Annotated in this window: 24 protein-coding genes; 3 read left to right on the top strand and 21 right to left on the bottom strand. The window is 67.0% G+C overall.

Translation table 11 applies throughout. The features are described from left to right. Positions 1–53 precede the first annotated feature (53 nt). Positions 54–407, bottom strand: a complete 354-nt coding sequence (locus tag ACZ5UM_RS01510) for a hypothetical protein (RefSeq protein ID WP_464846523.1) — start codon at positions 405–407, stop codon at positions 54–56. A 697-nt stretch (positions 408–1,104) separates the two neighbouring features. Next, positions 1,105–2,388, bottom strand: coding sequence for a methyl-accepting chemotaxis protein (locus ACZ5UM_RS01515; RefSeq protein WP_464846524.1), 1,284 nt, complete (start codon positions 2,386–2,388; stop codon positions 1,105–1,107). 141 nt (positions 2,389–2,529) lie between these two features. Here ACZ5UM_RS01515 and ACZ5UM_RS01520 point away from each other — a divergent pair, with 141 nt between their 5' ends. Beyond that, positions 2,530–3,732, top strand: a complete 1,203-nt coding sequence (locus ACZ5UM_RS01520; protein WP_464846527.1) for an alanyl-tRNA editing protein — start codon at positions 2,530–2,532, stop codon at positions 3,730–3,732. Between the two features lie 99 nt (positions 3,733–3,831). On the opposite strand, the gene ACZ5UM_RS01525 is transcribed toward ACZ5UM_RS01520, so the two are convergent. The 12 genes from ACZ5UM_RS01525 to ACZ5UM_RS01580 form a co-directional block, all read right to left on the bottom strand. Beyond that, the gene (locus ACZ5UM_RS01525) at positions 3,832–5,358 is read right to left on the bottom strand and encodes an NADH-quinone oxidoreductase subunit N (protein WP_464846528.1); all 1,527 of its coding nucleotides are present in this window, start codon (positions 5,356–5,358) and stop codon (positions 3,832–3,834) included. A gap of 1 nt (position 5,359) precedes the next feature. After that, positions 5,360–6,883, bottom strand: a complete 1,524-nt coding sequence (locus ACZ5UM_RS01530) for a complex I subunit 4 family protein (RefSeq protein ID WP_464846530.1) — start codon at positions 6,881–6,883, stop codon at positions 5,360–5,362. A gap of 13 nt (positions 6,884–6,896) precedes the next feature. Then, a complete protein-coding gene (gene nuoL, locus ACZ5UM_RS01535) occupies positions 6,897–8,954 on the bottom strand; it encodes an NADH-quinone oxidoreductase subunit L (protein ID WP_464846531.1) in 2,058 nt (685 codons plus the stop codon). Between the two features lie 13 nt (positions 8,955–8,967). Further along, the gene (nuoK, locus tag ACZ5UM_RS01540; RefSeq protein ID WP_464846533.1) at positions 8,968–9,291 is read right to left on the bottom strand and encodes an NADH-quinone oxidoreductase subunit NuoK; all 324 of its coding nucleotides are present in this window, start codon (positions 9,289–9,291) and stop codon (positions 8,968–8,970) included. Beyond that, positions 9,291–9,821 (bottom strand): NADH-quinone oxidoreductase subunit J, encoded by a 531-nt coding sequence (locus ACZ5UM_RS01545; RefSeq protein WP_464846534.1) that lies wholly within the window; start codon positions 9,819–9,821, stop codon positions 9,291–9,293. Before ACZ5UM_RS01545 ends, nuoK begins: the two co-directional genes overlap by 1 nt. Next, a complete protein-coding gene (locus ACZ5UM_RS01550) occupies positions 9,818–10,621 on the bottom strand; it encodes a NuoI/complex I 23 kDa subunit family protein (protein WP_464846536.1) in 804 nt (267 codons plus the stop codon). Before ACZ5UM_RS01550 ends, ACZ5UM_RS01545 begins: the two co-directional genes overlap by 4 nt. Positions 10,622–10,638: 17 nt before the next feature. Next, the gene (gene nuoH, locus ACZ5UM_RS01555) at positions 10,639–11,820 is read right to left on the bottom strand and encodes an NADH-quinone oxidoreductase subunit NuoH (protein ID WP_464848252.1); all 1,182 of its coding nucleotides are present in this window, start codon (positions 11,818–11,820) and stop codon (positions 10,639–10,641) included. 2 nt (positions 11,821–11,822) lie between these two features. Next, positions 11,823–12,974 carry an NADH-quinone oxidoreductase subunit D gene (locus ACZ5UM_RS01560; protein WP_464846539.1) on the bottom strand — a complete coding sequence of 384 codons (1,152 nt, stop codon included), beginning with the start codon at positions 12,972–12,974 and terminating at the stop codon, positions 11,823–11,825. A gap of 14 nt (positions 12,975–12,988) precedes the next feature. After that, positions 12,989–13,459 (bottom strand): NADH-quinone oxidoreductase subunit C, encoded by a 471-nt coding sequence (locus tag ACZ5UM_RS01565; RefSeq protein ID WP_464846540.1) that lies wholly within the window; start codon positions 13,457–13,459, stop codon positions 12,989–12,991. A 66-nt stretch (positions 13,460–13,525) separates the two neighbouring features. Continuing rightward, the gene (locus tag ACZ5UM_RS01570; RefSeq protein ID WP_464846542.1) at positions 13,526–13,885 is read right to left on the bottom strand and encodes an NADH-quinone oxidoreductase subunit A; all 360 of its coding nucleotides are present in this window, start codon (positions 13,883–13,885) and stop codon (positions 13,526–13,528) included. Between the two features lie 93 nt (positions 13,886–13,978). Further along, on the bottom strand, positions 13,979–14,482 hold the full coding sequence (locus ACZ5UM_RS01575) for an NADH-quinone oxidoreductase subunit B (RefSeq protein WP_464848253.1): 504 nt from the start codon (positions 14,480–14,482) through the stop codon (positions 13,979–13,981). Positions 14,483–14,740: 258 nt separating this feature from the next. Then, on the bottom strand, positions 14,741–15,451 hold the full coding sequence (locus tag ACZ5UM_RS01580) for an HAD family hydrolase (RefSeq protein WP_464846543.1): 711 nt from the start codon (positions 15,449–15,451) through the stop codon (positions 14,741–14,743). A gap of 219 nt (positions 15,452–15,670) precedes the next feature. Between ACZ5UM_RS01580 and ACZ5UM_RS01585 the strand changes: the two genes are divergently transcribed. Further along, a complete protein-coding gene (locus tag ACZ5UM_RS01585; RefSeq protein WP_464846545.1) occupies positions 15,671–16,558 on the top strand; it encodes a tetratricopeptide repeat protein in 888 nt (295 codons plus the stop codon). A gap of 253 nt (positions 16,559–16,811) precedes the next feature. On the opposite strand, the gene ACZ5UM_RS01590 is transcribed toward ACZ5UM_RS01585, so the two are convergent. From ACZ5UM_RS01590 to nth, 6 genes are all read right to left on the bottom strand, one after another. Beyond that, positions 16,812–17,492, bottom strand: coding sequence for a helix-turn-helix domain-containing protein (locus ACZ5UM_RS01590; protein WP_464846549.1), 681 nt, complete (start codon positions 17,490–17,492; stop codon positions 16,812–16,814). A 171-nt stretch (positions 17,493–17,663) separates the two neighbouring features. Further along, the gene (locus ACZ5UM_RS01595; RefSeq protein ID WP_464846551.1) at positions 17,664–18,944 is read right to left on the bottom strand and encodes a homocysteine synthase; all 1,281 of its coding nucleotides are present in this window, start codon (positions 18,942–18,944) and stop codon (positions 17,664–17,666) included. A 155-nt stretch (positions 18,945–19,099) separates the two neighbouring features. Next, a complete protein-coding gene (locus ACZ5UM_RS01600) occupies positions 19,100–19,549 on the bottom strand; it encodes a YaaR family protein (RefSeq protein ID WP_464846553.1) in 450 nt (149 codons plus the stop codon). Positions 19,550–19,562: 13 nt separating this feature from the next. Next, entirely contained in the window at positions 19,563–20,006 is a 444-nt protein-coding gene (locus tag ACZ5UM_RS01605; RefSeq protein WP_464848254.1) for a peroxiredoxin family protein, read from the bottom strand. An 82-nt stretch (positions 20,007–20,088) separates the two neighbouring features. Further along, complete coding sequence (locus ACZ5UM_RS01610; protein WP_464846555.1) at positions 20,089–21,168, bottom strand: alpha/beta fold hydrolase; 1,080 nt, start codon at positions 21,166–21,168, stop codon at positions 20,089–20,091. Positions 21,169–21,305: 137 nt separating this feature from the next. Then, positions 21,306–22,007 carry an endonuclease III gene (gene nth / locus ACZ5UM_RS01615; RefSeq protein ID WP_464846557.1) on the bottom strand — a complete coding sequence of 234 codons (702 nt, stop codon included), beginning with the start codon at positions 22,005–22,007 and terminating at the stop codon, positions 21,306–21,308. 114 nt (positions 22,008–22,121) lie between these two features. Here nth and ACZ5UM_RS01620 point away from each other — a divergent pair, with 114 nt between their 5' ends. Further along, positions 22,122–22,847, top strand: a complete 726-nt coding sequence (locus ACZ5UM_RS01620) for a HEAT repeat domain-containing protein (RefSeq protein WP_464846560.1) — start codon at positions 22,122–22,124, stop codon at positions 22,845–22,847. A gap of 3 nt (positions 22,848–22,850) precedes the next feature. Here ACZ5UM_RS01620 and ACZ5UM_RS01625 read toward each other — a convergent pair whose 3' ends face one another. Further along, the gene (locus ACZ5UM_RS01625; RefSeq protein ID WP_464846563.1) at positions 22,851–23,216 is read right to left on the bottom strand and encodes a hypothetical protein; all 366 of its coding nucleotides are present in this window, start codon (positions 23,214–23,216) and stop codon (positions 22,851–22,853) included. Between the last annotated feature and the right edge of the window lie 41 nt (positions 23,217–23,257).

Genomic DNA, 23,257 nt, shown 5'->3' on the forward strand with positions numbered 1-23,257 from the left:
ATGAAAAAACGGCCACCTCTACTGGTGGCCGTTTGGAAAACAGGCCGGCGCCGTCAGGCGCGTCCGAAGTGGCGCGACGGGAGCACGTCGATGTCAGGCCCGTCGTAAGCCCCGGCGGGCCAGCAGCCCGCCGCGAGAAAATCCACGGTCACGCCCAGCAGCGCGCTGCTCACCCGGACCATGTAAGGCGAAATGGGGTACTCCCCGGCGACCATCTCGTCGATCTCCGCATCGGTGTGCTCCAGGTACCTGAGCCACAGATTCCACACTTCAGGCGACCAGGCCGTCCGCAGCGTACTGACCACGAATCCAAACCGGAGAGCGGTGCCAGCCTCCGCCAGCCGGCGCCGCTCAGGCAGCGGCGTGCGCAGCCAGCGCCTCTGAAACGCCCTCCGAGCCCGCCTCAAGTTCACCTCATCCAGTCCGCTTCGCCTCATCAGCTTGTCATCCAGTGAGGTGCGCCTCAGGCGCAGGCCCTTCCCCCACGATACCGGGCTCCGCGACACCTGCCAGCTCCCCCTTCCGCTTCCCCGTGACTCCATTGGTGTAAACGGACAAAAGTCGCGGCGGGTTCTCCACCTGCGACGATTCGTTGTCGGGAAAGCGCGCCCGCTTTGACGGATCCTGCAGATGGCGCAGCCTCTGCCGGCCTGCTGGACAGCGCAGGCTGGCGCGGCTACGATGGGAATGCGAGATCCGGAAGGAGGTGAGGTGTCCTGCTGCCTGCGCTGCTGCTGCACGGAGCCCAGTGGCTCCTCGCGAGTCTCGCCCTGGACCGGTCGTTCCGCACGGTCGACGTCCGCCCCGAGCGGCTGGCCCGCAGCCGGGACCGGCACCGGCTGCAGTACAGCGTCCAGGCGGGCGCCGCGACCCTGCTGATCGGGGCGGCGCAGGTCTGGCTGGCCCTGCGGGCCCGAGCGGCCGGAGGCGGCCCTGCCGCAACGGTCCTGGCTGCGGCCCTGGCTGGCGCGGGCTGGCTGCCCTGGTGGCTCCTGTGGCGCTTCGGCTGGCGCAAGCAGTTCCCTCACCTCTACGAACCCCTGCAGCGCAGGCGCGGCTGAGGCCCGACCCTGCGAGTCGGGCCCCCCGAATCCGCACGATGCGCTACTGCCGCCGCGCCTGCACCAGCATCTCCATGTGCTGCTGTGCAACGGCCACCAGAGCGGCGGCCCGGGCCTCGGCCTCCCGTATCGCCCGGGAGAACCAGTCGGCCTCGGCCAGCTCGCCCGAGGTCGCCGTGTTCTCGTTGGCGAGGCGGGTCGCCTCCTCCACCGCCTTCACGAGTTCCGCCATCTCCCCGGCTGTCGCCTCGGCCCGCTCCCCGAAGCCCTCCACGGTATGGGCGAGGCCCTCGAAGGACTCCAGGACCTGCACGATGGCCGCGCGGGTCGATTCCACGGTGGACGTGCCCCGGCTGACCTCTTCCTGCGACTCCTGCATGGCCGCCATCGCGGCGGCGGTGCCGGCCTGGATCTTCGCCACCAGCTCCTGGATCTGCCGGGTGGCGTTGCGGGAGCGGTCGGCCAGCGCGCGCACCTCGGAGGCCACCACGGCAAAGCCCCGCCCGGCCTCGCCGGCCCGCGCCGCTTCGATGGCCGCATTCAGGGAGAGCAGGTTGGTCTGGTCGGCCACGTCCCGGATCAGCTTCACGATGTCGCCGATCTCGCCGGACTGCTCGTCCAGGTCCCGCAGGGCCCGGGCGGAGGCATCGGTTGCCGCCCGGATGCCCTCCATGCCGGCGCCGATCTGGCCCAGGGCCCGCTGGACCGCCTCCGCCGCCTGCCGGTGGCGCGCCGCCTCCGCCCGCGCGGCACGGGCCGCAGAAGTCATCTCCTCGAACACCGTGACCACCTGGTGGGCCAGCCCCCGGGTGCGGTCGAGGTCGTCCAGCTGGTCGCGGGTGGCCCGGTGGAGCTGTTCGAGAAGCTCGTTGACCCGGCCGGTCAGCCGGAGGATCTCCTGCACCGCCTCCTGCGTGCGCTGCGCCTCCAGCAGCAGGTGTTCGCAGGCGCCGGACAGCTCCTGCACGGCCGCCCCGCCCGGGGGGTCGGCCACCCTCGCCTCCCCTTGAGCAGCGGCCGCCTGCGCAGCGGCGCCCGCCAGAGCCTCCGCCGGCCCGCCGGGGGCAGTCTCCTCCGCAGAGGCTGTCTGCCCGGCAGAAGCTGCCGGCCCGGCAGCTGTCGGCCCGGCAGGGGCTGCCTGCACAGAGGGACCCGCCGTCTGCGCGGGGGAGGACGCCGCCGCGCGCTGCACCCACAGCCCGCCCAGCAGGGAGGCCAGCAGTCCGGCAGCCAGCAGGGAGTACTGGGCGACCGGTGCAGGACTGAGGAACGCAACCGCCACGAGACCCCCGGTGACCAGACTGCTGGCCCAGGCGCGCCAGAACACAGGAACCCCTCCTCCAGTCGTGCCAATAGGTTTCGACATGAATGTTTTTTGATTCAGCATGATACAGTGATGTTCCTGCCCCCGCTGTTGCTTCATCTATGTGCTAAAATGGGGTCAGCGACATCTGAAGGGTGATGCCAGGTGCGCACGGTGAAGCTGTTTCAAGCAGATGCATACCGCACCGAGTTCGAGGGCCGCGTACTCTCCTGTACCCCTGTCGGCGACGCCTGGGCCGTGGTGCTGAATCAGACCTGTTTCTACCCGGCCTCCGGCGGGCAGCCCAGCGACGGCGGCACGCTGGGCGGTGCGCCCGTGCTGGACGTGCGGGCAGAGCCTGATGGCACCGTCGTCCATGTGGTGGGTTCGCCGCTCACCGGCACCGTCATCGGCCAGGTGGACTGGAGCCGCCGGCTCGACCACATGGAGCAGCACACGGGCCAGCACCTCCTTTCCGCCGCCTTCGTGCACCTCTTCCAGGCCGAGACCCTCAGCTGGCACCTGGGTGCGGAGGCCAGCACGGTCGATGTCGGCATGGAGAGCCTGGACGCCGCGCAGGTGGAGGAGCTGGAGCTCACCTGCAACCGCCTGATCCGCACCGGGCTTCCGGTGCACATCCACCTGTGCGCGCCTGAGGAGGCGCAGAAGCTGCCGCTGCGCAAGCCGCCCCCGGTGAGCGGCCCGATCCGCGTCGTGGAGATCGAGGGCTACGACTGGTCGCCCTGCGGCGGCACGCACCTGAGGAGCATCGGGGAGCTGGGCCTGCTGAAGATCAAGGCCTGGGAGCGGTACAAACAGGCCGTGCGCGTGACGTTCCTGGCGGGCCAGCGCGCGCTGCACGACTACCTCGCGCTGGACCGGATGACCCGTGACCTGGGCCGCCGGCTCTCCATCGGCGTCTCCGACCTGCCGCGGTGGGCCGACCGCACCCAGGAGGAGCTGAACAGCCTGCGGAAACGGGTCCGCACCCAGCAGGAAGAGCTGCTTGCGGTGGAGGCCGAAAGGCTGCTGGCCGACGCCCACAGGGTCGGGCCGGCCCGGCTGGTGCGCCACATCTTCGGCGGCCGGCCCACGGACGAGCTCAGGCTGCTGGCCGCCAAGGTGGCCGCAGCCCCGGGCTGCATCGCCGTCTTCGGCACCCGGGGCGCCGTGCCGCAGATCATCCTGCACCGGGCCACCGACCTGCGCCTGGATGTGGGGCAGATCCTGAAGGAGGTCCTGCCCATCATCGACGGCAAGGGCGGCGGATCGCCCATCCAGGCCCAGGGCGGCGGCAGCCGGCCTGAGCGGCTGGAAGAGGCCATGGAGGCGGCCGTCAGCCGCATCGCCGCGGCGCTGCGGGCGTAAGGGCGGATCCTTCCGCACAGCGTGAGGAAGGCGCTGCACAGCCGACGAAAGAAGAACGAGCCGGGGGCTGCTGCTCCCGGCTCGTTTCTACGTTTCGGTCTACTTCAGCAGTGCGGCCGACTGGGCGGTCCACTGGACGAACGGGTTGGCAAAGATGGTGAACAGGACCACACCGGCCAGCGACAGCGCCACGGTGGCGGAGATGCCCGCGCTGGGCGTGAGGGCCGGGTCGTCGGACGGATCCAGGAACATCACCTTGACCACCCGGTAGTAGTAGCCGACGGAGATGACGGAGTTGACCGCCATCAGCAGCGCCAGCCAGAGATAGCCGGCCGCGGCCGCCGCGCGGAACAGGAAGAACTTGCCCACGAACCCCACGGTCGGCGGAATGCCGATCAGCGAGACGAAGAACAGGAGCAGGGCCCAGGCATACAGGGGGTTCCGCTTGGCCAGCCCCTTGTAGTTGTCGATCTCGACCCAGCCGCCCTCCTGATCCATGTGGGTGAGGATGGCGAAGATGCCCAGGTTCGTCACCGCATAGGCCATCACGTAGAAGAGCACCGACGAGATGCCCTCGGTGGACTGCAGCCCCGAGGCCGCCACGCCGACCAGGACGTAGCCGGCCTGGGCGATCGACGAGTAGGCCATCATCCGCTTGATGTTCGTCTGCTGCAGCGCGACCAGGTTGCCGAGGGTCATGGAGGCCGCCGCGGCCACGGCCCAGATCAGGGTCCACTTCTCGGTGAACGGGGCGACCCCCAGCCCGCCGACGAAGACCCGCAGGATGGCGGCCATGGCGGCGCCCTTGGGGCCGACCGAGAAGAAGGCGGTGACCGGGGTCGGCGCGCCCTCGTACACGTCAGGCGCCCACAGGTGCATGGGCACCGCCGCCACCTTGAAGCCGAAGCCCACCATCAGGAAGGCCATCCCGGCCACCAGCAGCGGCGTCAGGGCCGGTCCGGCCGCCGCCACCACCGGGCTGGCGCCCGTGAGCGCCGCCGCGATGTCCGGCAGCCGGGTCGTGCCCGTCACGCCGAAGATCAGCGAGAGGCCGAAGAGCAGCACCGCGGACGCGACCGCGCCGGTGAGGAAGTACTTCAGACCGGCCTCGTTGGAGCGGGCGTCCTTGCGGAGGATGCCCGCCAGCACGTACGAGGAGATCGAGGTGAGCTCGAGCCCGATGTAGATGGTCAGCAGGTCGCGGGAGGAGACCATGAACATCATGCCCAGCGTCACAGCCAGGATGATCTCATAGAACTCCATGTACGCCCCGCGCAGGAACTTCTCGACGTAGTCGCCCGACAGCAGGATCACCAGGGCGGCGATGCCCAGCAGCACGCCGTTCATGAAGAAGGTGAACCCGTCGGCGATGATCATCCGGCCCCAGAACTCCAGGGGCTGTCCGGCAGCGATGGCCGCCTGAATCTGCTGGTCGCTGGCGGTGTACAGGATGGAGAGCATCGCCAGGACCACACCGCCCAGCGTCACCCAGACCAGGCTCCGCTTCTCCTTGAAGAAGGCGTCCAGGAGAATGATGACCAGGAGGGTGGCGGTGACGATCAGGTGCGGCAGGACGGCGACGTAACTGGGGTTAACCAGTTGGCTCCAGTTGAGGACTCCTGCCAACCTACATCCCTCCCAGACCCATCACCTGCGTCAGCACCTCGACAGAGCTCTCGAGAATCGCCATAACCGGCCTGGGATAGACGCCGAACAGCACGATGAGCACGGCCAGCGGGGCGAAGATAATCTTCTCCTTCAGGGTGATGTCGTTCAGGCCGCGATACTCGGGCTTGGCCTCACCCAGCAGCACATTCCGCATGGTGATGAGGTGCCAGGCGGCGGTGATGACCATACCGGCGCCGGCCACCAGCACCCAGAGCCCGAAGGCCGGATAGGAGCCGGTGAGCGAGATGAACTCGCCGATGAACCCGGCCAGGCCGGGCAGGCCGAGATTGGCGAAGGCGACAAACGCCGTGGCGAAGGAGACGACAGGAATCGTCAGGAACATGCCGCCGAGCTTGGTCAGGTCGCGGGTATGCGTGCGCTCGTAGAACATGCCGACGGCGAAGAAGAACAGGGGCGAGATCAGGCCGTGGGCGATGGTGACGAAGTACCCGCCCTGCAGCGCCACCTGCGCCAGCTCGGGGCTGGTGGGCGCCAGCTTGCTCGCGGCCGCCAGGGCCATGATGAAGAAGCCCATGTGGTTGACCGACGAGTAAGCCACCTGCTTCTTGAAGTCCTTCTGCGCCATCGCAGCCAGGGCCGCATAGATGATGCCGACGACGCCGAAGACGAAGATGAGGTCGGCATAACGCTCCGCCACCTGGGGCAGCATCGGGTGGCTGATGCGCACCATCGCGTAGGAGCCCAGCTTCAGCAGGATGCCGGCCAGCAGCATCGAGATCGGCGTGGGCGCCTCGACGTGGGCGTCGGGCAGCCAGGTGTGGAACGGGAACATCGGCACCTTCACCGCGAAGCCCACCAGCAGGGCGAAGAAGGCGAAGGTGGTCAGGCCCGTGATGTTCAGCTTCGACGTGGCGGCGGCCATCTGCAGCAGGTTGAACGTGCCGACGCCGGTGACGACGTACAGGTAGATCGCGCCGACCAGCATGACGGTCGAACCGATCAGGGTGTACAGGAAGAACTTGATGGCCGCGTACTCACGCCGCTCGCCGCCCCAGATGCCGATCAGGAAGTACATGGGCAGGAGCACGATCTCCCAGAACACGTAGAACAGCATGAAGTCCAGGGTGGCGAAGACGCCGTTGGTACCGGTGGCCAGGATGAGGAGCAGGATCAGGTAGTCCTTCACCCGGTCGTTGATGTACTTGTACGAGGCCAGAACGGCGAGGGGGAAGAGCAGCGTCGAGAGCAGGATCATGGTGAAGCCGAAGCCGTCGACGCCCAGCGTGTAGTGCACGCCGATGGCCTCAATCCACGGCACGTGGGTCACGAAGCGCATGCCTGCTGCGTAGGGGGCCGTGGAGACCTCCGCGGTGGGCCACTGCGCGGCCAGCACCAGGGCCAGCACGAACGGAATGAGGGTACCGATCCCCGCAAGCCAGTACAGGAGCCGCTCCTGAGTCTTCGGCACGAAAAGCATCACGAAGGCGAAGACCAGGGGTACAAAGATGATCAGCGACAGCATCCCCGACAGCCTCCTATCTAATCACCTGGACGAGGACCACGCTGGCGACCAGCATCACCAGGAACGTGAACATGTACTGCTGCACGTACCCGGTGGACAGCCGGCGGAAGGCAGCTCCCAGGGCCCGGGCGATGTCCGCCCACATGTTGACCAGCGCGTCCACGACATGCTTGTCGAACCAGGCTGCAGCTTCCGATGCGTACACTGAGATGGTTCCCGTCAGATTGACCAGGCCATCCACCACCGCAATGTCGAACCAGTTGATCGCCCGGGACAGAGCCTGGGTGCTCTTGACGGCCACCAGATCATAGAACTCATCGACATAATACTTGTTCCTGACCACGGTGTAAACTGGCCGCAGCCGTGCAATCCATGCCGCCCGCGTCTCGGGGCGGACCACGGCGTACAGGTACCAGCCCAGGAAGATGCCGATGAGCCCGGCGGCGGTGGCCATCCCGGTGATCATCAGCTCGGTGCTGAACTCGACGTGGTGATCCAGGCCGGGCAGGTGCAGGAAGTTCTGGATGAAGATCATCCAGTCTGCGTTCGTGAAGTGATGGAACAGCGGGGTGCCCAGCCAGCCGTAGAGCGCCGCCGGCACCGCCAGGATCACCAGCGGGATCGTCATCGCCCGGGGCGACTCGTGGGCCTGCTCGTACAGGTGCTCATCCCGGGGCTTCCCGAAGAAGGCCAGGTAAGTGGCCCGGGTCATGTAGTAGGCCGTCAGGAACGCCGTGGTCAGCGCCATGGCGAACGGCAGCTTCTGCAGCCAGATCGGCCAGGTGGCCACCAGGCCGTTGTTCCATTCCCAGGCGGCCAGCAGCAGCTCGTCCTTGGAGAAGAAGCCGGAGAAGCCCGGAATGCCCGCCAGCGCGGCGTAGCCCACCATCCAGGTCCAGAAGGTGATCGGGATCTTCTTGCGCAGGCCGCCCATCTTGTGCAGCAGCTGGTTGTGGTGATGGGCGTGGATGACCGAGCCTGCGGCGAGGAAGAGCAGCGCCTTGAAGAAGGCGTGGGTGAGCAGGTGGAAGTTGCCTGCCGTCCAGCCGCCCAGGCCCATGGCCATGATCATGTAGCCCAGCTGGGAGATGGTGGAGTACGCGAGGACCTCCTTGATGTCCCAGCGGAGCGTGGCGATGGAGGCGGCAAACAGCGACGTGAAGGCGCCGACGAAGGCGACGACCACCAGCACCCAGTCGGGCACATGGCCGAAGATCATGAAGGCGCGGCCCACCAGGTACACGCCGGCGGCGACCATCGTCGCGGCGTGGATGATGGCGGAGCCCGGCGTGGGGCCGGCCATGGCATCGGGAAGCCAGGTGTGCAGCGGGAACTGCGCCGACTTGCCGATCGCGCCGGTGAACAGCAGGAAGGCGCCCAGGGCCAGGAGGCTGGCCATCGCCGGATCCTGCACCAGAACCGGCACCTTCTCCGCCAGGCCCGCCCAGCTCAGGTCACGGGCGGCGAAGAAGACGATGAAGATGCCGACCATCATGCCGATGTCGCCGACGCGGGTGGTGAGGAAGGCCTTGATCTGGCCGTAGCGGGGCCAGGCCTGCTCGTACCAGTGGCCGATCAGCAGGTAGGAGCAGAGGCCCATGATCTCCCACGCCACCAGCAGCAGGAAGAGGTTGTCGGCCATGACCAGGACGAGCATGGCCATGGTGAACAGGTTCAGCGCGGCGTAGAAACGGGGGATCCGCTTGTCGCCGTGCATGTAGGCGCTGGAGTACAGCTGGACGGCGAAGGAGACGAGGCTGATCATGGGCAGCATGAGAGCCGTCAGGTTGTCGACCTGGAAGCCCATGCGCATCGTGTAGGGCCCGAAACTGGCCCAGTCGAACGAGGCCTTCCAGGCGGGCACCGTGTTGTACAACGCCTCGCCGCCGTGGGCCGGGTTTGCGATCACCGCCGCGAGCACGCCCGCCGACCACAGGAACGTGATCAGCATGCCGGCGGTCCCCGGGATCCACGCCCGGTCGCGCAGGACGCCGGCGAACATGGCGATCAGTGCGGAGACGGCCAGGGGGAGCGCAGCGATGACCCAGGCTGTATTCAGGAAGAAGTCCACGCTGTCAACCCTCCTAACCCTTCAGGAGTGTGGCCTTGTCGACCTCGACCACGCCGCGGTTGCGCACCATGGAGAGGATGATGGCGAGGCCGACCGACGCCTCCGCAGCCGCCACGGTCATCACGAAGAGCGTGAGAATCGGCGCGCGGGCCGCGGTCTCGGGACTCGTCTGCCAGTAGTAGCGGCTGAACGTGATCAGGTTCAGATTGACGCCATTGAGCATGATCTCGATGAACATCAGGATCCGGACGGCGTTCTTCTGGGTGAGGGCGCCCCACAGCCCCAGACCGAACAGGAGGGCGCCGAGACCGAGTGGATAATAGATCGGCAGTTCCACTACGACTCCGCCTCCTTCGCCGTCAGGATGATGGCGCCGATCATGGCGATCAGCAGCAGAACCGAGGCGATCTCAAACGGGATCACATAGGTGGTGAACAGGTCCATGCCGATCGCCTTCACCGGAACCACCTGCCGCTCGCCGCCGCCGGCCGGCAGGTTGGCGGTGGAGTACAGGTAGAGCATGAAGGCGGCGAAGACCGCACCGACCACCAGGACGGCCGGGTTGGAGCGCCACAGGCTCACCCGCTCCTTCTGCTGCCGCTTGATGTCCCGCAGACCGGACAGCATGATCGCGAAGATGACCATGGTGGTGATGGCGCCGGCGTACACCAGGACCTGGATCGCCGCGATGAACTCCGCCTGCATGAGCAGGAAGATGCCGGCCACGGCTGTGAACGAGAGTGCCATGAACAGAGCGGCGTGCGTGATCAGCGGCACGGTGACCATGCGGTAGGTCGAGACCAGGGTGACCACCGCAAGGATGATGAAGGTCCAGAACTGGCCGCTCATGAGCAGGTCTGTTGTCACGGCTGCCCGGCCCCCTCCCCGTCTGTGCTGCCCGGCTCCGCGGCCGGCTTGGACGCAGGCTTGGTCTCTGCCTTGGCTTCCGGCTTGGCTTCTGGCTTGGCCTCCGCCTTCGCTTCAGGCTTCGGCTCCGCCTTGGCCTCCGCCTCAGCGGCCGCCTCCGGCCCGGCCTCTTCCTGCTTGCGGAACTGCGGCTTCAGCTCCGGCTCGTAGCCCTTCGGCAGGGGCGGACGGCCCAGGTAGCCGTGGACGTCCTGAATGTCATCCTCCGTGGCGTTGGTGAGGTCGTGGAACACCCACGGCGGCGTTGCCGAGCGGGAAGCCTTGGGACCGGGATCCTCGGCCTTCGAGTACTTCAGCCCAAGGCGCAGCAGATCCTCGAACTCGAAGACCAGGTTCTCCGGATCGACCTTGCAGAGCTCGTAGTCGTACCCCATCACCAGGGAGTCGAACGGGCACGCCTCCACGCAGAAGTTGCAGAGCATGCACCGCGACATGTCGATGGCGAACCGGTCGTTGACCTTCTTCTTGGTCTCCGGATCCTGGTGCCACTCGATGGTGATCACATTAACGGGACAGGCCTGTGCGCACTGCAGGCAGGACGTGCACTTGTACTCGCCCGTGCGCAGGTCCGTCTTCAGCACCGGTATCCCCCGGAACCACGGCGGGATCTCGTCCCGCTGGTCGGGGTAGAACACGGTGATCGCCGGGCGGAACATCATCTCCTGGAAGGTGATCTTCATCCCGGTGACGATGGACTTCCCGGTGCGCAAGGCCTCCCCGACGAAGTTGGTAACGCCCATGCAGCTTCACACCTCCCTTAGAGCCACCAGCCCAGGAGCCGCAGGGTGAAGGATCCGATGGAGATCGGCAGGCCGTCGAAGGTGACGGCGACGTACCGGAGCGTTCCCGTCAGGAAGATGTTGAACAGCGAGACCGGCAGCAGGAACTTCCAGCCGAGGTCCATGAGCTGGTCGATGCGCACCCGGGGCAGGGTCCACCGGATCCACATCGCCAGGAAGATGAAGAAGTAGGTCTTCAGGACCAGCCAGAACACGCCGGCAATCCAGTTGAGCACGGTGGAGCCGGACACCGCGAGGCCCCAGTTCAGGACCGCGGAGCCCACCGGGTTGACGAACGCGCCGAAGCCGTTCAGCACGTTGCCCAGGCCGGCCGCCACCTGGCCCAGCGTCGGGCCGCTCCAGCCGCCCAGGAAGAGCGTCGCGGCGATGGCCGACCAGGCCGCGAGGTGGATGTACTCGGCCAGCATGAACATGGCCCAGCGCATGCCGGAGTACTCCGTATGATGCCCCGCCACCAGCTCCTGCTCGGCCTCGGCCAGGTCAAACGGGGCGCGGTTCAGTTCCGCCAGCGAGGCGATCAGGTAGACGATGAAACCGATCGCCTGCGGGAACAGGAACCAGCCCAGGAAGCCCCGCTCCTGCTGCGCCAGGACGATATCCGACAGCCGCAGGGACCCCGCCATCATGACCACGCCGATGACGGACATGACCATGGTGATCTCGTAGGAGATGAGCTGCGCGGCGCCGCGCATGGCGCCCAGCAGGGAGTACTTGTTGTTGGAGCCCCAGCCGGCCATGAACGTCGCGATCACGTCGTAGCCGGTGATCGCGGCGATGAAGATGATGCCGATCTCAAGGTCCGTGGCGATCAGCTTGTCGCCGAAGGGGACAATGAGCCACACCAGGTTGGCAGAGGCAAAGCCGATGAAGGGGGCGATGAGATAAAGCCACTTGTCGACGTTGTTGGGCTGGATGTACTCCTTGACCCAGAGCTTGATCAGGTCGGCGATCGGCTGAATCCAGCCCCAGAGGCCGACCCGCCAGGGCCCGACGCGGTTCTGGATCCATGCGGAGATCTTGCGCTCGAGCATGAGGCAGATCGCGAAGTTGAGCAGGCCCCACACCAGGATGAAGCTGGCCTTCAGAATGCCGCCGAGCCACACCTGTGCGGTGGGCGGGAGGCTGTTCCACCACTCCATCACTACCGGTCCACCTCCCCGAGCACGACGTCGATGGAGCCCAGGATTGCGATGATGTCGGCGACCTTATGGCCGGGGCACAGGAGCGGCATCAGCTGCAGGTGGGTAAACGCCGGCGAGCGCCACTTGACCTTGTAGGGGTTGGTGGTGCCGTCGGAGACCACGTAGCAGGCGACCTCGCCCCGGGCGCCCTCGATGCGGTGGTAGACCTCGCCCTTCGGCGGCTTCAGGACGCGCGGCACCTTGGCCATGACGGGGCCGGGGTTCTCGGCCAGCCAGGCCAGGCACTGCTTGACGATGCGCGACGACTGGTACATCTCCTCCTGGCGGACCCACCAGCGGTCGAAGCAGTCGCCGTTCTTGCCGACGGGGATGTCGAACTCGAACCGGTCGTAGATGGAGTAGGGCAGGTTCTTCCGCAGGTCCCACTTCACGCCCGAGCCCCGCAGCACCGCGCCGGAGGCCGAGTAAGCAATGGCCTGTTCGGCCGTCAGGACGCCGATGTTCTGCGTGCGGTACTGGAAGATGCGGTTGCCCGTGACGAGGGCCTTCCACTGCGGGTACACGTAGGAGTCGAAGTAGTTGATGAAGCCCCAGATGGTCTTGTGGGCCTTGTCTTCGCCGTCCTGCGGCGTGCCGAGGATACCCTCCGGCAGGTCGTTGCGCACGCCGCCAATCCGCAGGTAGTTGTACAGCATGCGCCCGCCGGTGATGCGCTCGAAGAGGGAGTAGATCTTCTCACGGTCCCGCCAGCAGTAGAGGAACGGCGTCACCGCACCCAGGTCCATCGCCATCGAGCCCAGCGCGAGCAGGTGCGAGGTGATCCGCTGCAGCTCCGCCATCATCACGCGGATGTACTGCGCCCGTTCCGGCACGACGATGGCATCGCCGAACAGCTTCTCGACGGCCTCCACGTAGCACATCTCGTTGAGCAGCGCGGCGAGGTAGTCCGTCCGGTCGGTGTAGGGGATGACCTGGGTATACGTCTTCTGCTCCGAGAGCTTCTCGAAGCAGCGGTGCAGGTAACCGATGTCGGGCTCGCACCAGGTCACCTGCTCCCCGTCCAGCTTCACCATGAGGCGGAGCACGCCGTGGGTCGAGGGGTGCTGCGGGCCCATGTTGACCAGTAGTTCTTGCGTCCGTTCCACGTTCACACCTCCGCACCGGGCTATTCAGCGAAGCGGTGCCGCACAAGCCGCGGGCGCTTGGGTCGCCGATCGGTGAAGTCCTTCAGCAGCGGGTGACCGCCCTGCCAGTTGTCGGGGAGCAGGATGCGGCGGTGGTTGGGGTGACCGTCAAACCGAATGCCGTACATGTCGTAGGTCTCCCGCTCATGCCAGTTGGCGCCGGGATACAGCTTCGCGATGGACGGGATGCGCGCCCCCTCCCGGGGAAGGTCGACCTTGATGTGGATGTTGCGGGCCCCCACCTCATCCGGGTCGATGCGCGCGAGGCTGGTCACGAGCGTCAGGCGATCCTGCCAGTCGATCGCGGTGACGCAGCTGCAATAAGTAAAACCCGCGTCATAGCAGACACGGACCGCTTCCTCGTACTGCTGCGCCGGCACGAGGATCTCCGTGTCGCCGTTGACGTGGGTCGCAAACTGGGCTTCCGGAAAACGCTCCTTCAAGAAGTCCAAACGGACTCACCCCCTGGAGTACTCTACACGGCGAATGCTGGGCGAAGCGGGATCGCGTGCGGGCGATCAGACCCAGTGCAGCACGCCCTTCTTGTACGCGTAAAACAGCCCGATCGCCAGGACCAGGAGGAAGAGGAACATCTCGATAAGGGCACCGGCGCCGAGCACGTTGAACACGACCGCCCAGGGGTACAGGAAGATCGCCTCCATGTCAAACACAAAAAAGGTGAGTGCGAACACGTAGTACCGGATGTTGAAGTTGACCAGTGCATCGTCGAAGGGCAGCTCACCGCACTCGTAAGTCTCCAGCTTTTCACCCTGTTTGGGGTTCCGGGGCGCAAAGAGCGCCACGATGCCGTAGTTCAGGAAGACGAAACCGACAACGACGATCAGGACCGTAATGAGGTCCACGTAGGAGTAGCTCACCGGGCACTGTCCCCTTTCCGAGAGCGACGTCGGAGGCCGTACGGACCCGGCCTCCGGTCAAAGGGCAGGGCAACCGGCCCTGCCCAGAGGATGCTAACCCTTCGTAATCAGGCCGCGCTTGCCGGTCTTGATCATCTCCTGGATCTCCATGAGCCCCTGCAGGAGCGCCTCCGGCCGGGGCGGGCAGCCCGGAACGTATACATCGACCGGCACGACCTTATGCACACCATCGACGACGTTGTACGTATCCCAATAGGGACCGCCGTTGGATGCGCAGGCACCCATGGCAATCACAAATTTAGGCTCCGACATCTGGTCGTAGAGCCGGCGGACGACGACTGCCATTTTTTCGTTCACCGTGCCGGCGACGATCATGACGTCGGCCTGGCGAGGTGACATGCGCATCGCCTCGGAACCGAACCGGGCGATATCGTACTTGGAACTGGACGCCGCCATCATCTCGATGGCGCAGCAGGCGATACCGAAGCCCAGAGGCCAGGTCGAGTTGCCGTAACCCCAGCCCAACACCTTCTTGATGACGTTGGGCAGCTTGCCGGCGATGACGTTCTCGTTGACGACGTCGACTTCCGAGACCACTACCTCGTCGTTGAGCCAATCCAACTCATGCCGTGCCTGGCTCAAGGCGCCACCCCCCCGTTCTGGGAAGAGTCATTCGTACTAGGCGACCCCATGCACCATCTGTCACACACTACTGCCCATTATACTGTCATGTTTCTTTAAGAGTCAACGAGGGCACGGTACGAAAGGGCTACAGCCAAGATGCCGTCAGGATGAAAAAGTGTTATGCTCCCCATGCGACGAAAGCATGTTGCGGCATGAGGCGACCCCTCGCCCTTACCACCCCGCCGCCAGCCGGTCCCGGAAGGAGGCCAGGGAGCCCGACCGGTCCTGGGGCAGCCGGCGCCCCTCCCGGTCGATCAGGAAATCCGTGACGAAGAAGACGTCGATCCCGACACGGGCGGCCGCACCGTCTTCCTGGACGTCGTTGCCGACCATCAGGCATTCCTCGGGTCTGCGCCCAATGCGCGCCAGCACTTCCTGGTAGTACTCGGGCTGCGGCTTGCAGGCGTGCATGTCCTCGTAGGCCGTCACCAGCCGCCACGGCAGGTCGTCCACCTCGATCCAGCGCATGCGCTCCTCGATGGCGATGCGAGGGAAGAGCGGATTGGTGGCCAGCACGATCTCGTACCCCATCTCCAGCGCCGTCTCCACCACCGAGCGGGCGATGCCCGGCAGCCCCGAACACGCCGAGCGCAGCGCAGGGAACCGGGTGCGGTAAAAACTGTCGAACACGGGCATCAGCGCTTCCTCGGCCTGGCCCACCGCAGGGAAGAAGGCGCGGGCGAAGACCTCGGCGTTGGTCAGCCCGGGGTCGGTGTTGCGGATCATCTGCGCGGTGGCAGCCCAGACCTCCTGCACCAGCTTCCGGGGCGGAACGATGTGGCCCGCGTACTCCGCGAGGGCGTCGAAATAGCCTTTGATGAACGCATCGGTGTCAATCGGGAGAAGCGTGCCGTCCAGATCAAACAAAATGGTCCTGACCAACCGATCACCTCATCGACATACCTACGACGTGGAGTATTGGGCATCGGAGCGCCAACTCCTGCCGCCCAATCTTTCCAGGCATCCGGGTTGTCGAGTTTGTGTCGAATGATTCTGGCGACTCCGACATATCATCCTCTTGCGTTTGGCGCACTGACCCGTTAACATAGTGTTAGCCAGAATGCACTGACGTTTCTGTCAATCATCCGGGGGGGAACGCCGTTGCCGCTGTCTCGCCTGCGCCGCCTGCTCGAAGAGGAACGCTACCGCGAAGCGCAGCTTGAAGGAGAGCGGCTGATCCACGCGGGCACGCTCACGGCCGAGGAGCTGGCGGGCGCCTACAAGGGTACCGCGATGGCCAGCTACTACCGCCGTGAGGTCTACGCCGCGATCAAGCTGGGCGAGTACGCGCTGGAGGTCGCGGAGCGGACGACGAACTGGGAGCTCATCAACAAGTGCCACTTCGACCTGGGCGAGTACTACCTGACGCTGGGCGACTATCCCCAGGCCTTTGACCATCTCTTCAAGTGCCTGAATGAGCTGCACCGGACCCCCCACCTGGTAGAGGTCGAGGCCGGCACCCACCACAACCTGGCCCTGCTCTTCCGCTACCGCCGCCAGTACGAGGATGCCATCGGCTCCCATCACCTTTCGCTGGATCTGCTGAGGCGGTGCGGCAACTGGCCGCTCCTCATGGAGGCCCTGCGCGGTCTGGTGTACTGCTACCTGGCCCTGGATCAGCCGGAGGAGGCCCTCCCGTACCTCCAGCAGCTGGAGCGGCTCCTGCAGGAACATCCCAACGACCAGGTGGCAGCCAGTCTGCTCACCGACTGGGCGTACTACTATCAGCAGACGGGCGATCTCCGCCAGTCGATGGCGTTCTGCACCAGGGCCATGACCCCGGGCCTGCCCGGGCAGGACGAGAACGTGCTTTCCACGGCGGCGGTGATCGCGGGCGAGAATGCCCTCGTCCTGGGCCGGTACGATGAGGCGAAGCTGTTCTCCAATCTGGCCATGCAGTACGCCCTGAAGTCCCGTCAGTCTGCCCTCATGAACCGCGCGACCGCGCTGCGGCGGAAGTTATATGAGCTGGGCCACATTCGCCCGTGAGGAGGCCTGCAAGGTTCGGGCACAGACAGAAAGAAGCCCGGTACTGCACACCGGGGGCCCGACTGCTTCATGAATCCAGATCTGCGGAAAGGGGAGAGAAAAATGCGCCGGATCCTGATCAGCCTGTTCGTGATGGCCAGCATGCTCGCGATCGCGGCCACCGCGCTGGCCGAGCCGCGGAGCGCCGGTCCGTCTTCCCTCTAATCACAGTAACATAAGTGGGGGGCCTGTCCTCGGCGGAGGAGGACGGGCCTCATCCTTTCTGCGCCTGCGAGGCGCCCCGGATCAGCGAGACCAGCTCTTCCGGCGTGATGTGCGCCTCCGCGGCCATGGAGATCGCCTCGGCGTACTGGATCATCTGGGCCGGGGTGATATCCACGGGCGTCGACTCCATGCGCCCCCGGGCATAGAACGAGAGCGGAATGCCGGTGATGGAGACCATCTGGCTCAGCACCATCGGCCCCACCTCACAGTAGCGGTCCATGATGTCATTCAGCGCGCGCACGGAGAGGCCCAGCTGATACGCCACCACAGGCCGGGTGAAGGTTTCGGGGAACTCCTGACAGAGGAAGTCCACCACCCGGGCGAAACGCTGTTCCACCGTCTCCAGCTCGATCTGGCGGCGCTCCTCAGGCGAAAGCTGCTCATACCAGCGGGCAAAGCGCTGCCCCACCGTCCAGGCCTGTCCACCGATCAGCAGCGCGGCCCGGTCGTCGTACGGCGGCGCGTGCACCTCCCCCAGGATGAACGCGATGCTCACGCCCAGGGCCTTGGCCAGCCGCCCCAGCGCGTCGATGGTCGGATTGACCTTGGCCCCCTTCTCCAGTTGGGAGATGTACCCGACGGCCAGACCGCTCTTCTCACTCACCTGCTGCAGGATCATCCCCTGCTGGTTGCGCGCCCAGGCCAACCGCTCCCCCATTGAGCTGTGCATGGTCTCCCCCCCTCGCCACACACGCTCGCTCCATCAAGAGTTTGGGATCTTCATTTTATCAGCCCGTGAGACAGCCAGTCAACAGTTGCCAGACAATTGTGCGTTGCTCAACATCTGAAGAAGGGGGCGTGCCGGTTCGCGCCGGCACGCCCTTTCCGGTCATGGACCCCGCTAGGCCGTCGCCCGTTCCAGGGCCTGCGCCACGTCCTCGAGAATGTCGTCCACGTGTTCCGTGCCGATGGAGAGCCGCACCATCTCGGGCGTGACGCCGGCCGCCCGCCGCTCCTCGTCGGACAGCTGCTCATGGGTCGTGGAGGCCGGGTGGATGGCCAGCGACTTGGAGTCGCCCACGTTGGCCAGGTGGGAGAAGAGCCTGAGCGACTCGATGAAGCGCCGCCCGGCTTCCAGGCCGCCGCGGATGCCGAAGGCGAGGATGGCCCCCTGCCCGCGGGGCAGATACCGCCTGGCCAGCGGGTAGTACGGGCTCGATTCGAGCCCAGGGTAGGTGACCCACTCCACCTTGGGGTGCCCCTCCAGGAACCGCGCAACCGCCAGGGCGTTGGCGGAGTGGCGCTCCATGCGCAGGTGCAGCGTTTCGAGCCCCTGCAGGAACAGGAACGCGTTGAAGGGCGAGAGGGCGCCGCCCAGATCGCGCAGGAGGCTCACCCGGGCCCGCAGGATGTAGGCCTGCTCCCCCAGGTCGGCGTACCGCAGGCCGTGGTAGGCCGGATCGGGCTCCGTGTACAGGGGGTGCCGGCCGGCGCTCCAGTCGAAGCGGCCGCTGTCGACGATGACGCCGCCGATCGCGGTGCCGTGGCCCCCGATGAACTTCGTCGCCGAGTGGATGACGATGTCCGCGCCGTGCTCGATGGGCCGGCACAGGTACGGCGACGCGAAGGTGTTGTCGACGATCAGGGGCAGCCCGTTCTCGTGCGCGACCGCGGCGATCGCGGCGATGTCCGGCACGTCACACCGGGGGTTCCCGATGGTCTCGATGTAGAGGGCCCGGGTCCGGTCGGTGATCGCCGCCCGGAAGTTTTCGGGATCCGAGGGCTCCACAAACTTCACCGTAATGCCCAGGCGGGGCAGGTTGTGGGCGAACAGGGCGTACGTTCCGCCGTAGAGGCTCGTGGCTGCGACGATCTCGTCGCCCGCCCGGGCCAGGTTCAGGATGGCGTACAGTTCCGCGTTCTGCCCGGAAGCGACGGCCAGCGCCCCCACGCCGCCCTCCAGGGCAGCCATCCGCTTCTCAAACACATCGGTGGTCGGGTTCATGATGCGGGTGTAGATGTTGCCCGGCTCCTGCAGGCTGAACAGCCGGGCGGCATGCGCCGTGTCCCGGAAGACGTAGGAGGTGGTCATGTAGAGCGGGACCGCCCGGGCCCCCGTCGCATCCACCTCGTGACCGGCATGAATGGCCAGCGTCTCCAAACGGTAGCCCCTTTCCGCCATCGCCACCACTCCCTCACTTCCCAGAATTGCGATGACAGTATCCTAACACGGCGGTCACCGGGAATCCAGCAACTGTACTCAGATGTGAGTACAGTTGCGCAGGAAACCGAACGGCCCCTCCCCCCGCAGGGGAAGGGGCCCGCAGTCCCGGTATGCTACATCCGGACGTCCAGGAGCAGCCCCCGGATCTCGTCCACGGCCGCCAGGATGGCCAGCCGGTCCTGCTCCTGCTCCAGCACGAGCCGGGCGAGCTCCTCCAGCCGCTGGTCCACCCGTTCGATCGTCACCATCGTCCGCTGCTCCCAGGCGTAGGAGTCCCACTCCAGGTTCTGCCGGACCTCCGTCATGTGGCGGGTGAGGTCGCGAAAGAGCCGGCCGATGGCCTCCCGGTACAGGCGGAGGTCGTGCTGGCTGAGCGACTCGGTCAGCCGCCGGCCCAGCTCGTCGATCTCCGCCAGCGCGCGGTCGATCCGCTCGTTGAACTGCAGGACATGGGCCTGCGCCAGCTGCTCACGGAACGGCACCCGGGCCGCGGGCGTGGGCCGCTCGCCATGGCCGGTGGTCGCGACGCGGGTGAGGCCGGTGGCCAGCCGTACCCGTTCCACGGGCATCCCCCTTTCACGCCTCTTCGCCGAGCGCGTCCACAGCCGCGAGGATCGCCTCGGTGGAGGGCATCCCTTTCTGCGCCCAGCGGACGACCCCGTGCTTGTCCACCAGGAAGACCGTCCGCTGGATCCCGCCCAGGGCGTTCAGCGCGCCGTACGCCCGGGCCACCTGCTTCCCCTCATCCACGCAGATCGGGAAGCCGAAGCGGTTCTTCTCCGCCCACCGCTGATGAGAGGCCAGGCTGCCGGGATTGACAGCCACGACCTGCACGCCGCGGGCGGCGTACGCCTCGGCCGCGTCCCGCGCGGCCGAAAGCTGCCGATTTCAGCCAGGGGTGTTGTCCCTGGGGTAGAAAATGATCAGCACGCGTTTCTTCCCCCGGAGTGCCGAGAGCGAAAACGGCCCCTCCGTGGACTCCAGGGTAAAGTCGGGTGCCATCTCGCCGGGTTGAATCATCGGCGCCTTCACCCCCGTTCCCTCTTGAAGGGCTATTCGCCGCGGCGCGCCAGATTCCTCCAGCCGGTACGGGGCCGGAAGCTCAATGCCGCACCGGGTGCCCCAGGAACGCGGCGATGGGCTCGGCCAGCCGGTGGGCCTCCAGCAGGGCCGCGCGGTGCCCCGCGCGGGAGTCCAGGACGGAGACCTCTGCCCGCCCGCCGTAGCTGCGGACCAGGGCGGCGAAGTCGAAGTTGCCGGAGGGCGGAAAGAGGATGTCGCTGGAAACCGGGATCAGCAGCAGCTCGGCGCTGATCTTCTGAGCCGCCACGTGCAGGTCCCGGTTCCCGTGGGCGATGTTGTGGAGCAGCGCCATGCGGGCCGCGACGGCAAAGTGCTCCGGATCCAGCGACGCGGCCAGCCGCTCCGCCTCCGCCTCCACCTCGGCCTGAAAGGCGTAGCGCCCCTCGGGGCCTGTCCACGGATGGGGCGAGAACGGCGCCGTGCGCCTGCCCCACACCGCGTCCAGCCAGTCGTTGGACGAGGAAAGCGTGAGGAACAGCCGCAGGGCGTAGAGCAGTCCCGCCTCGGGGTCGGAACGGATGGCGTCGATCGCCGCCTGACAGACGGCCAGGGCGAACAGGGGGCTCGCCTGATGCCCGCTGGCCACCGCAATCACCTGCTGCACGTGATCCGGGTAGGTCACCGCCCACTCCAGGGCGTGAAAACCTCCCGTCGAAGGGCCGGCCACGCAGGCCAGCCGCTCGATGCCCAGCGAATCCAGGAGCTTCCGCTGCAGCCGGACGTTGTCGCGCACCGTGATCTGCGGCAACACGTCGCCAGCCCGGGCGCCCCCGGCGGGATCCACCGTGTGGGGGCCGGTCGCCGCTACGGCGGCATCCCGCGCTTTGGGACTGCACAGGGTGTCCGTCGCAATCACGAAGTACTGGTCGGTGTCAAACGCCCTGCCGGGCCCGACCAGCGGCTCCCACCAGCCCGGGCGGGGATCTTCCGGACGGCTGGCCGCATGGCTGCTCTCCGCGAGCGGGGGGCAGAGCAGCACCGCGTTGTCCCGCCGGGCGTTGAGCCGCCCGTAGGTCTCATAGCCCACGGCGGCCGCCATCGTCTCCCCCACCTCCAGCTTCAGTTCGGCGGTGAAGAAGCGCTGTTTCACTCTGCTCACGTGGGTTGTCGCCTCCTGAGCGCGCAGGAAGAAAACGCAGGGATGATGCGCTCGCCTGCGCCGGTCTTCAGGTCTTTGGCGAACAGCCCCAGAATCTCCTGTCGGGTTGCGGAGGGGAATGCTGGAATCCAGCGGTTTCAGCGCTTTGCTGCGCGGCGCCCCGCCGCAGCCCGCTTCGCCGGTTTCGCGGTCTGCGCCGGCCTGCCGGCCTCCTGGCCGAACTTGCAGTGGGGCAGGAGCGGGCACTGGCTGCACTGCGGATTGCGGGCGTGGCACACCTGGCGGCCGTGGTGGATGAGCCAGTGGTGCGCGGGCGACCAGTACTCCCGCGGGATCCGCTGCATGAGCTGCCGCTCGGTCTCCTCGGGCGTCTTCGCGTCGGCCAGCCCGAGCCGGTTGGCCACGCGGAACACGTGGGTGTCCACCGCGATGGCCGGGATCCCGAAGGCGTTGGAAAGCACCACGTTGGCCGTCTTGCGGCCGACGCCGGGCAGCTCGGTCAGCTCCTCCAGGGTCGAAGGCACCTCGCCGCCGTGCTTCTCCAGCAGCATGCGGCTGAGCCCCTGGATGCTCCTCGCCTTGCTCTGCCACAGCCCGCAGTCGCGGATCATCTCGCCGATCTCCTCTACCGAGAGCGCGGCGAAGTGCTCCGGCCGGTTGTACTTGGGGAAGATGCGGGCGGTGACGATGTTCACCCGGGCGTCGGTGCACTGGGCCGAGAGCACGGTCGCCACCAGGAGCTCGAACGCGTTGCGGTGATGGAGCGCGCACTTGGCGTCGGGGTACATCTCCTGCAGCTTCTTCAGGATGGTCTCGGTGTCCACGGGCCTCGATGCCATGCTGTCACTCCTGTCCCGGCCCGCCTGGGGCCGAACTTCTGTGCGCACGTTCCGCGCCGCCCTCAGGCGACGTCGAAACAACGGAGCGCCGATGCTGCGAAAGGGGGTCGGGCGATGGACGCCGCTGTGGCCAGGATCCGGGAGGGGCTGGCTTCGCCGGACGGAACGACCCGGATTGCCGCCGCCCGGGAGATGGAGGCGCTGATGTCGGCCCGGCTGGACGCCGGCGAGACCGACTGGGCGCCCGTCGTCGCTGCCCTGCTGCCCCACCTCGTCGCGGGCCTGGGCGACGCCGAAAAGGGGGTGCAGGTTCACTGCGCCAACTGCCTGCAGTTCCTCGCCTACCAGTCGACGGCGGTGCTGCCGGCCCTGAAGGCGGCGCTCAGCCCGCCGGATTCACGGCGGGCCTGGGGCGCGGCTTTCGTGCTGGCCCGGCTCGGCCTCTGGTCGGAAGAGGTGGGCGAAGCCCTGGCCCAGGCCATGGGCGCCCCCGACCGGGATACCCGGTGGGCGGCTGCGGACCTGGCCCGGGCCTTGGGCCGGTCGCACCCCGCCTGCGTGGACGTGGTCAGAAAGACCCTGCGATCCCCCGAGCCCACGGCCCGGAAGATGGCCGCCTACTGCCTCGGCGCGATGGGAGCCTACGCCGACGTCGCCGCAGACCTGGCGGCGCGCCTGACCGACCCCAGCCCGGACGTCCGCAGGGCCGTCATCCTGGCCCTGAACCGCCTGCCCGGGGTCGACGCCCACGTGCAGCAGGCCGTCGCCCGGCTGCGCCAGGATCCCGACGAGTTCGTGCGCCGGGCCGCGGACGCCGTGGCCGCGCGCTGGGGGGTATGAGCCTCAGGCGGACGGCCCGACCAGGGCCCCGACCAGTTCGGCGAAAGACCGGGTGAGCTGCGCCTTCGTCACCACCCGGGCGCCGGCGGCCTCGGCGGCCCGCCGGGCCTCCACATCCACGTGGGGCCCGAAGGCCAGCACCGGGATCCCCCGCTGCCGGGCCGCCTGAATCTGCGCCAGTGCGGCTTCGCCGGCCTCCAGGTCGACGATCGCCAGGCCCGCGCCCTCGGGCGGGATCTCCTGGCCGGCCAGGCCCTCCCCGCCTGTGCTGAGATCAACGACGCGGGGCGCGTGGCCCAGCTCCCGCAGGGCCCGCTCCAGCCGCTCGGCGAAGAACAGATCCGCCGCCAGCGCGTACACGATCGCCATGCACCCGATCCCCCTTGAACAGGCTTACATCATTTGGTCGC

The organism is Symbiobacterium ostreiconchae, from assembly GCF_055396975.1.

Bases quoted from the DNA above. Each gene is read 5' to 3' on its own strand.
- ACZ5UM_RS01530 (WP_464846530.1), bottom strand. From the start codon at position 6,883: ATGCTGTCGCTGATCATCTTTGTACCCCTGGTCTTCGCCTTCGTGATG.
- ACZ5UM_RS01550 (WP_464846536.1), bottom strand. From the start codon at position 10,621: ATGGGCGTTACCAACTTCGTCGGGGAGGCCTTGCGCACCGGGAAGTCC.
- nuoH (WP_464848252.1), bottom strand. From the start codon at position 11,820: ATGGAGTGGTGGAACAGCCTCCCGCCCACCGCACAGGTGTGGCTCGGC.
- ACZ5UM_RS01590 (WP_464846549.1), bottom strand. From the start codon at position 17,492: ATGCACAGCTCAATGGGGGAGCGGTTGGCCTGGGCGCGCAACCAGCAG.
- ACZ5UM_RS01595 (WP_464846551.1), bottom strand. From the start codon at position 18,944: ATGGCGGAAAGGGGCTACCGTTTGGAGACGCTGGCCATTCATGCCGGT.
- nth (WP_464846557.1), bottom strand. From the start codon at position 22,007: ATGGCATCGAGGCCCGTGGACACCGAGACCATCCTGAAGAAGCTGCAG.
- ACZ5UM_RS01620 (WP_464846560.1), top strand. From the start codon at position 22,122: ATGGACGCCGCTGTGGCCAGGATCCGGGAGGGGCTGGCTTCGCCGGAC.
- ACZ5UM_RS01625 (WP_464846563.1), bottom strand. From the start codon at position 23,216: ATGGCGATCGTGTACGCGCTGGCGGCGGATCTGTTCTTCGCCGAGCGG.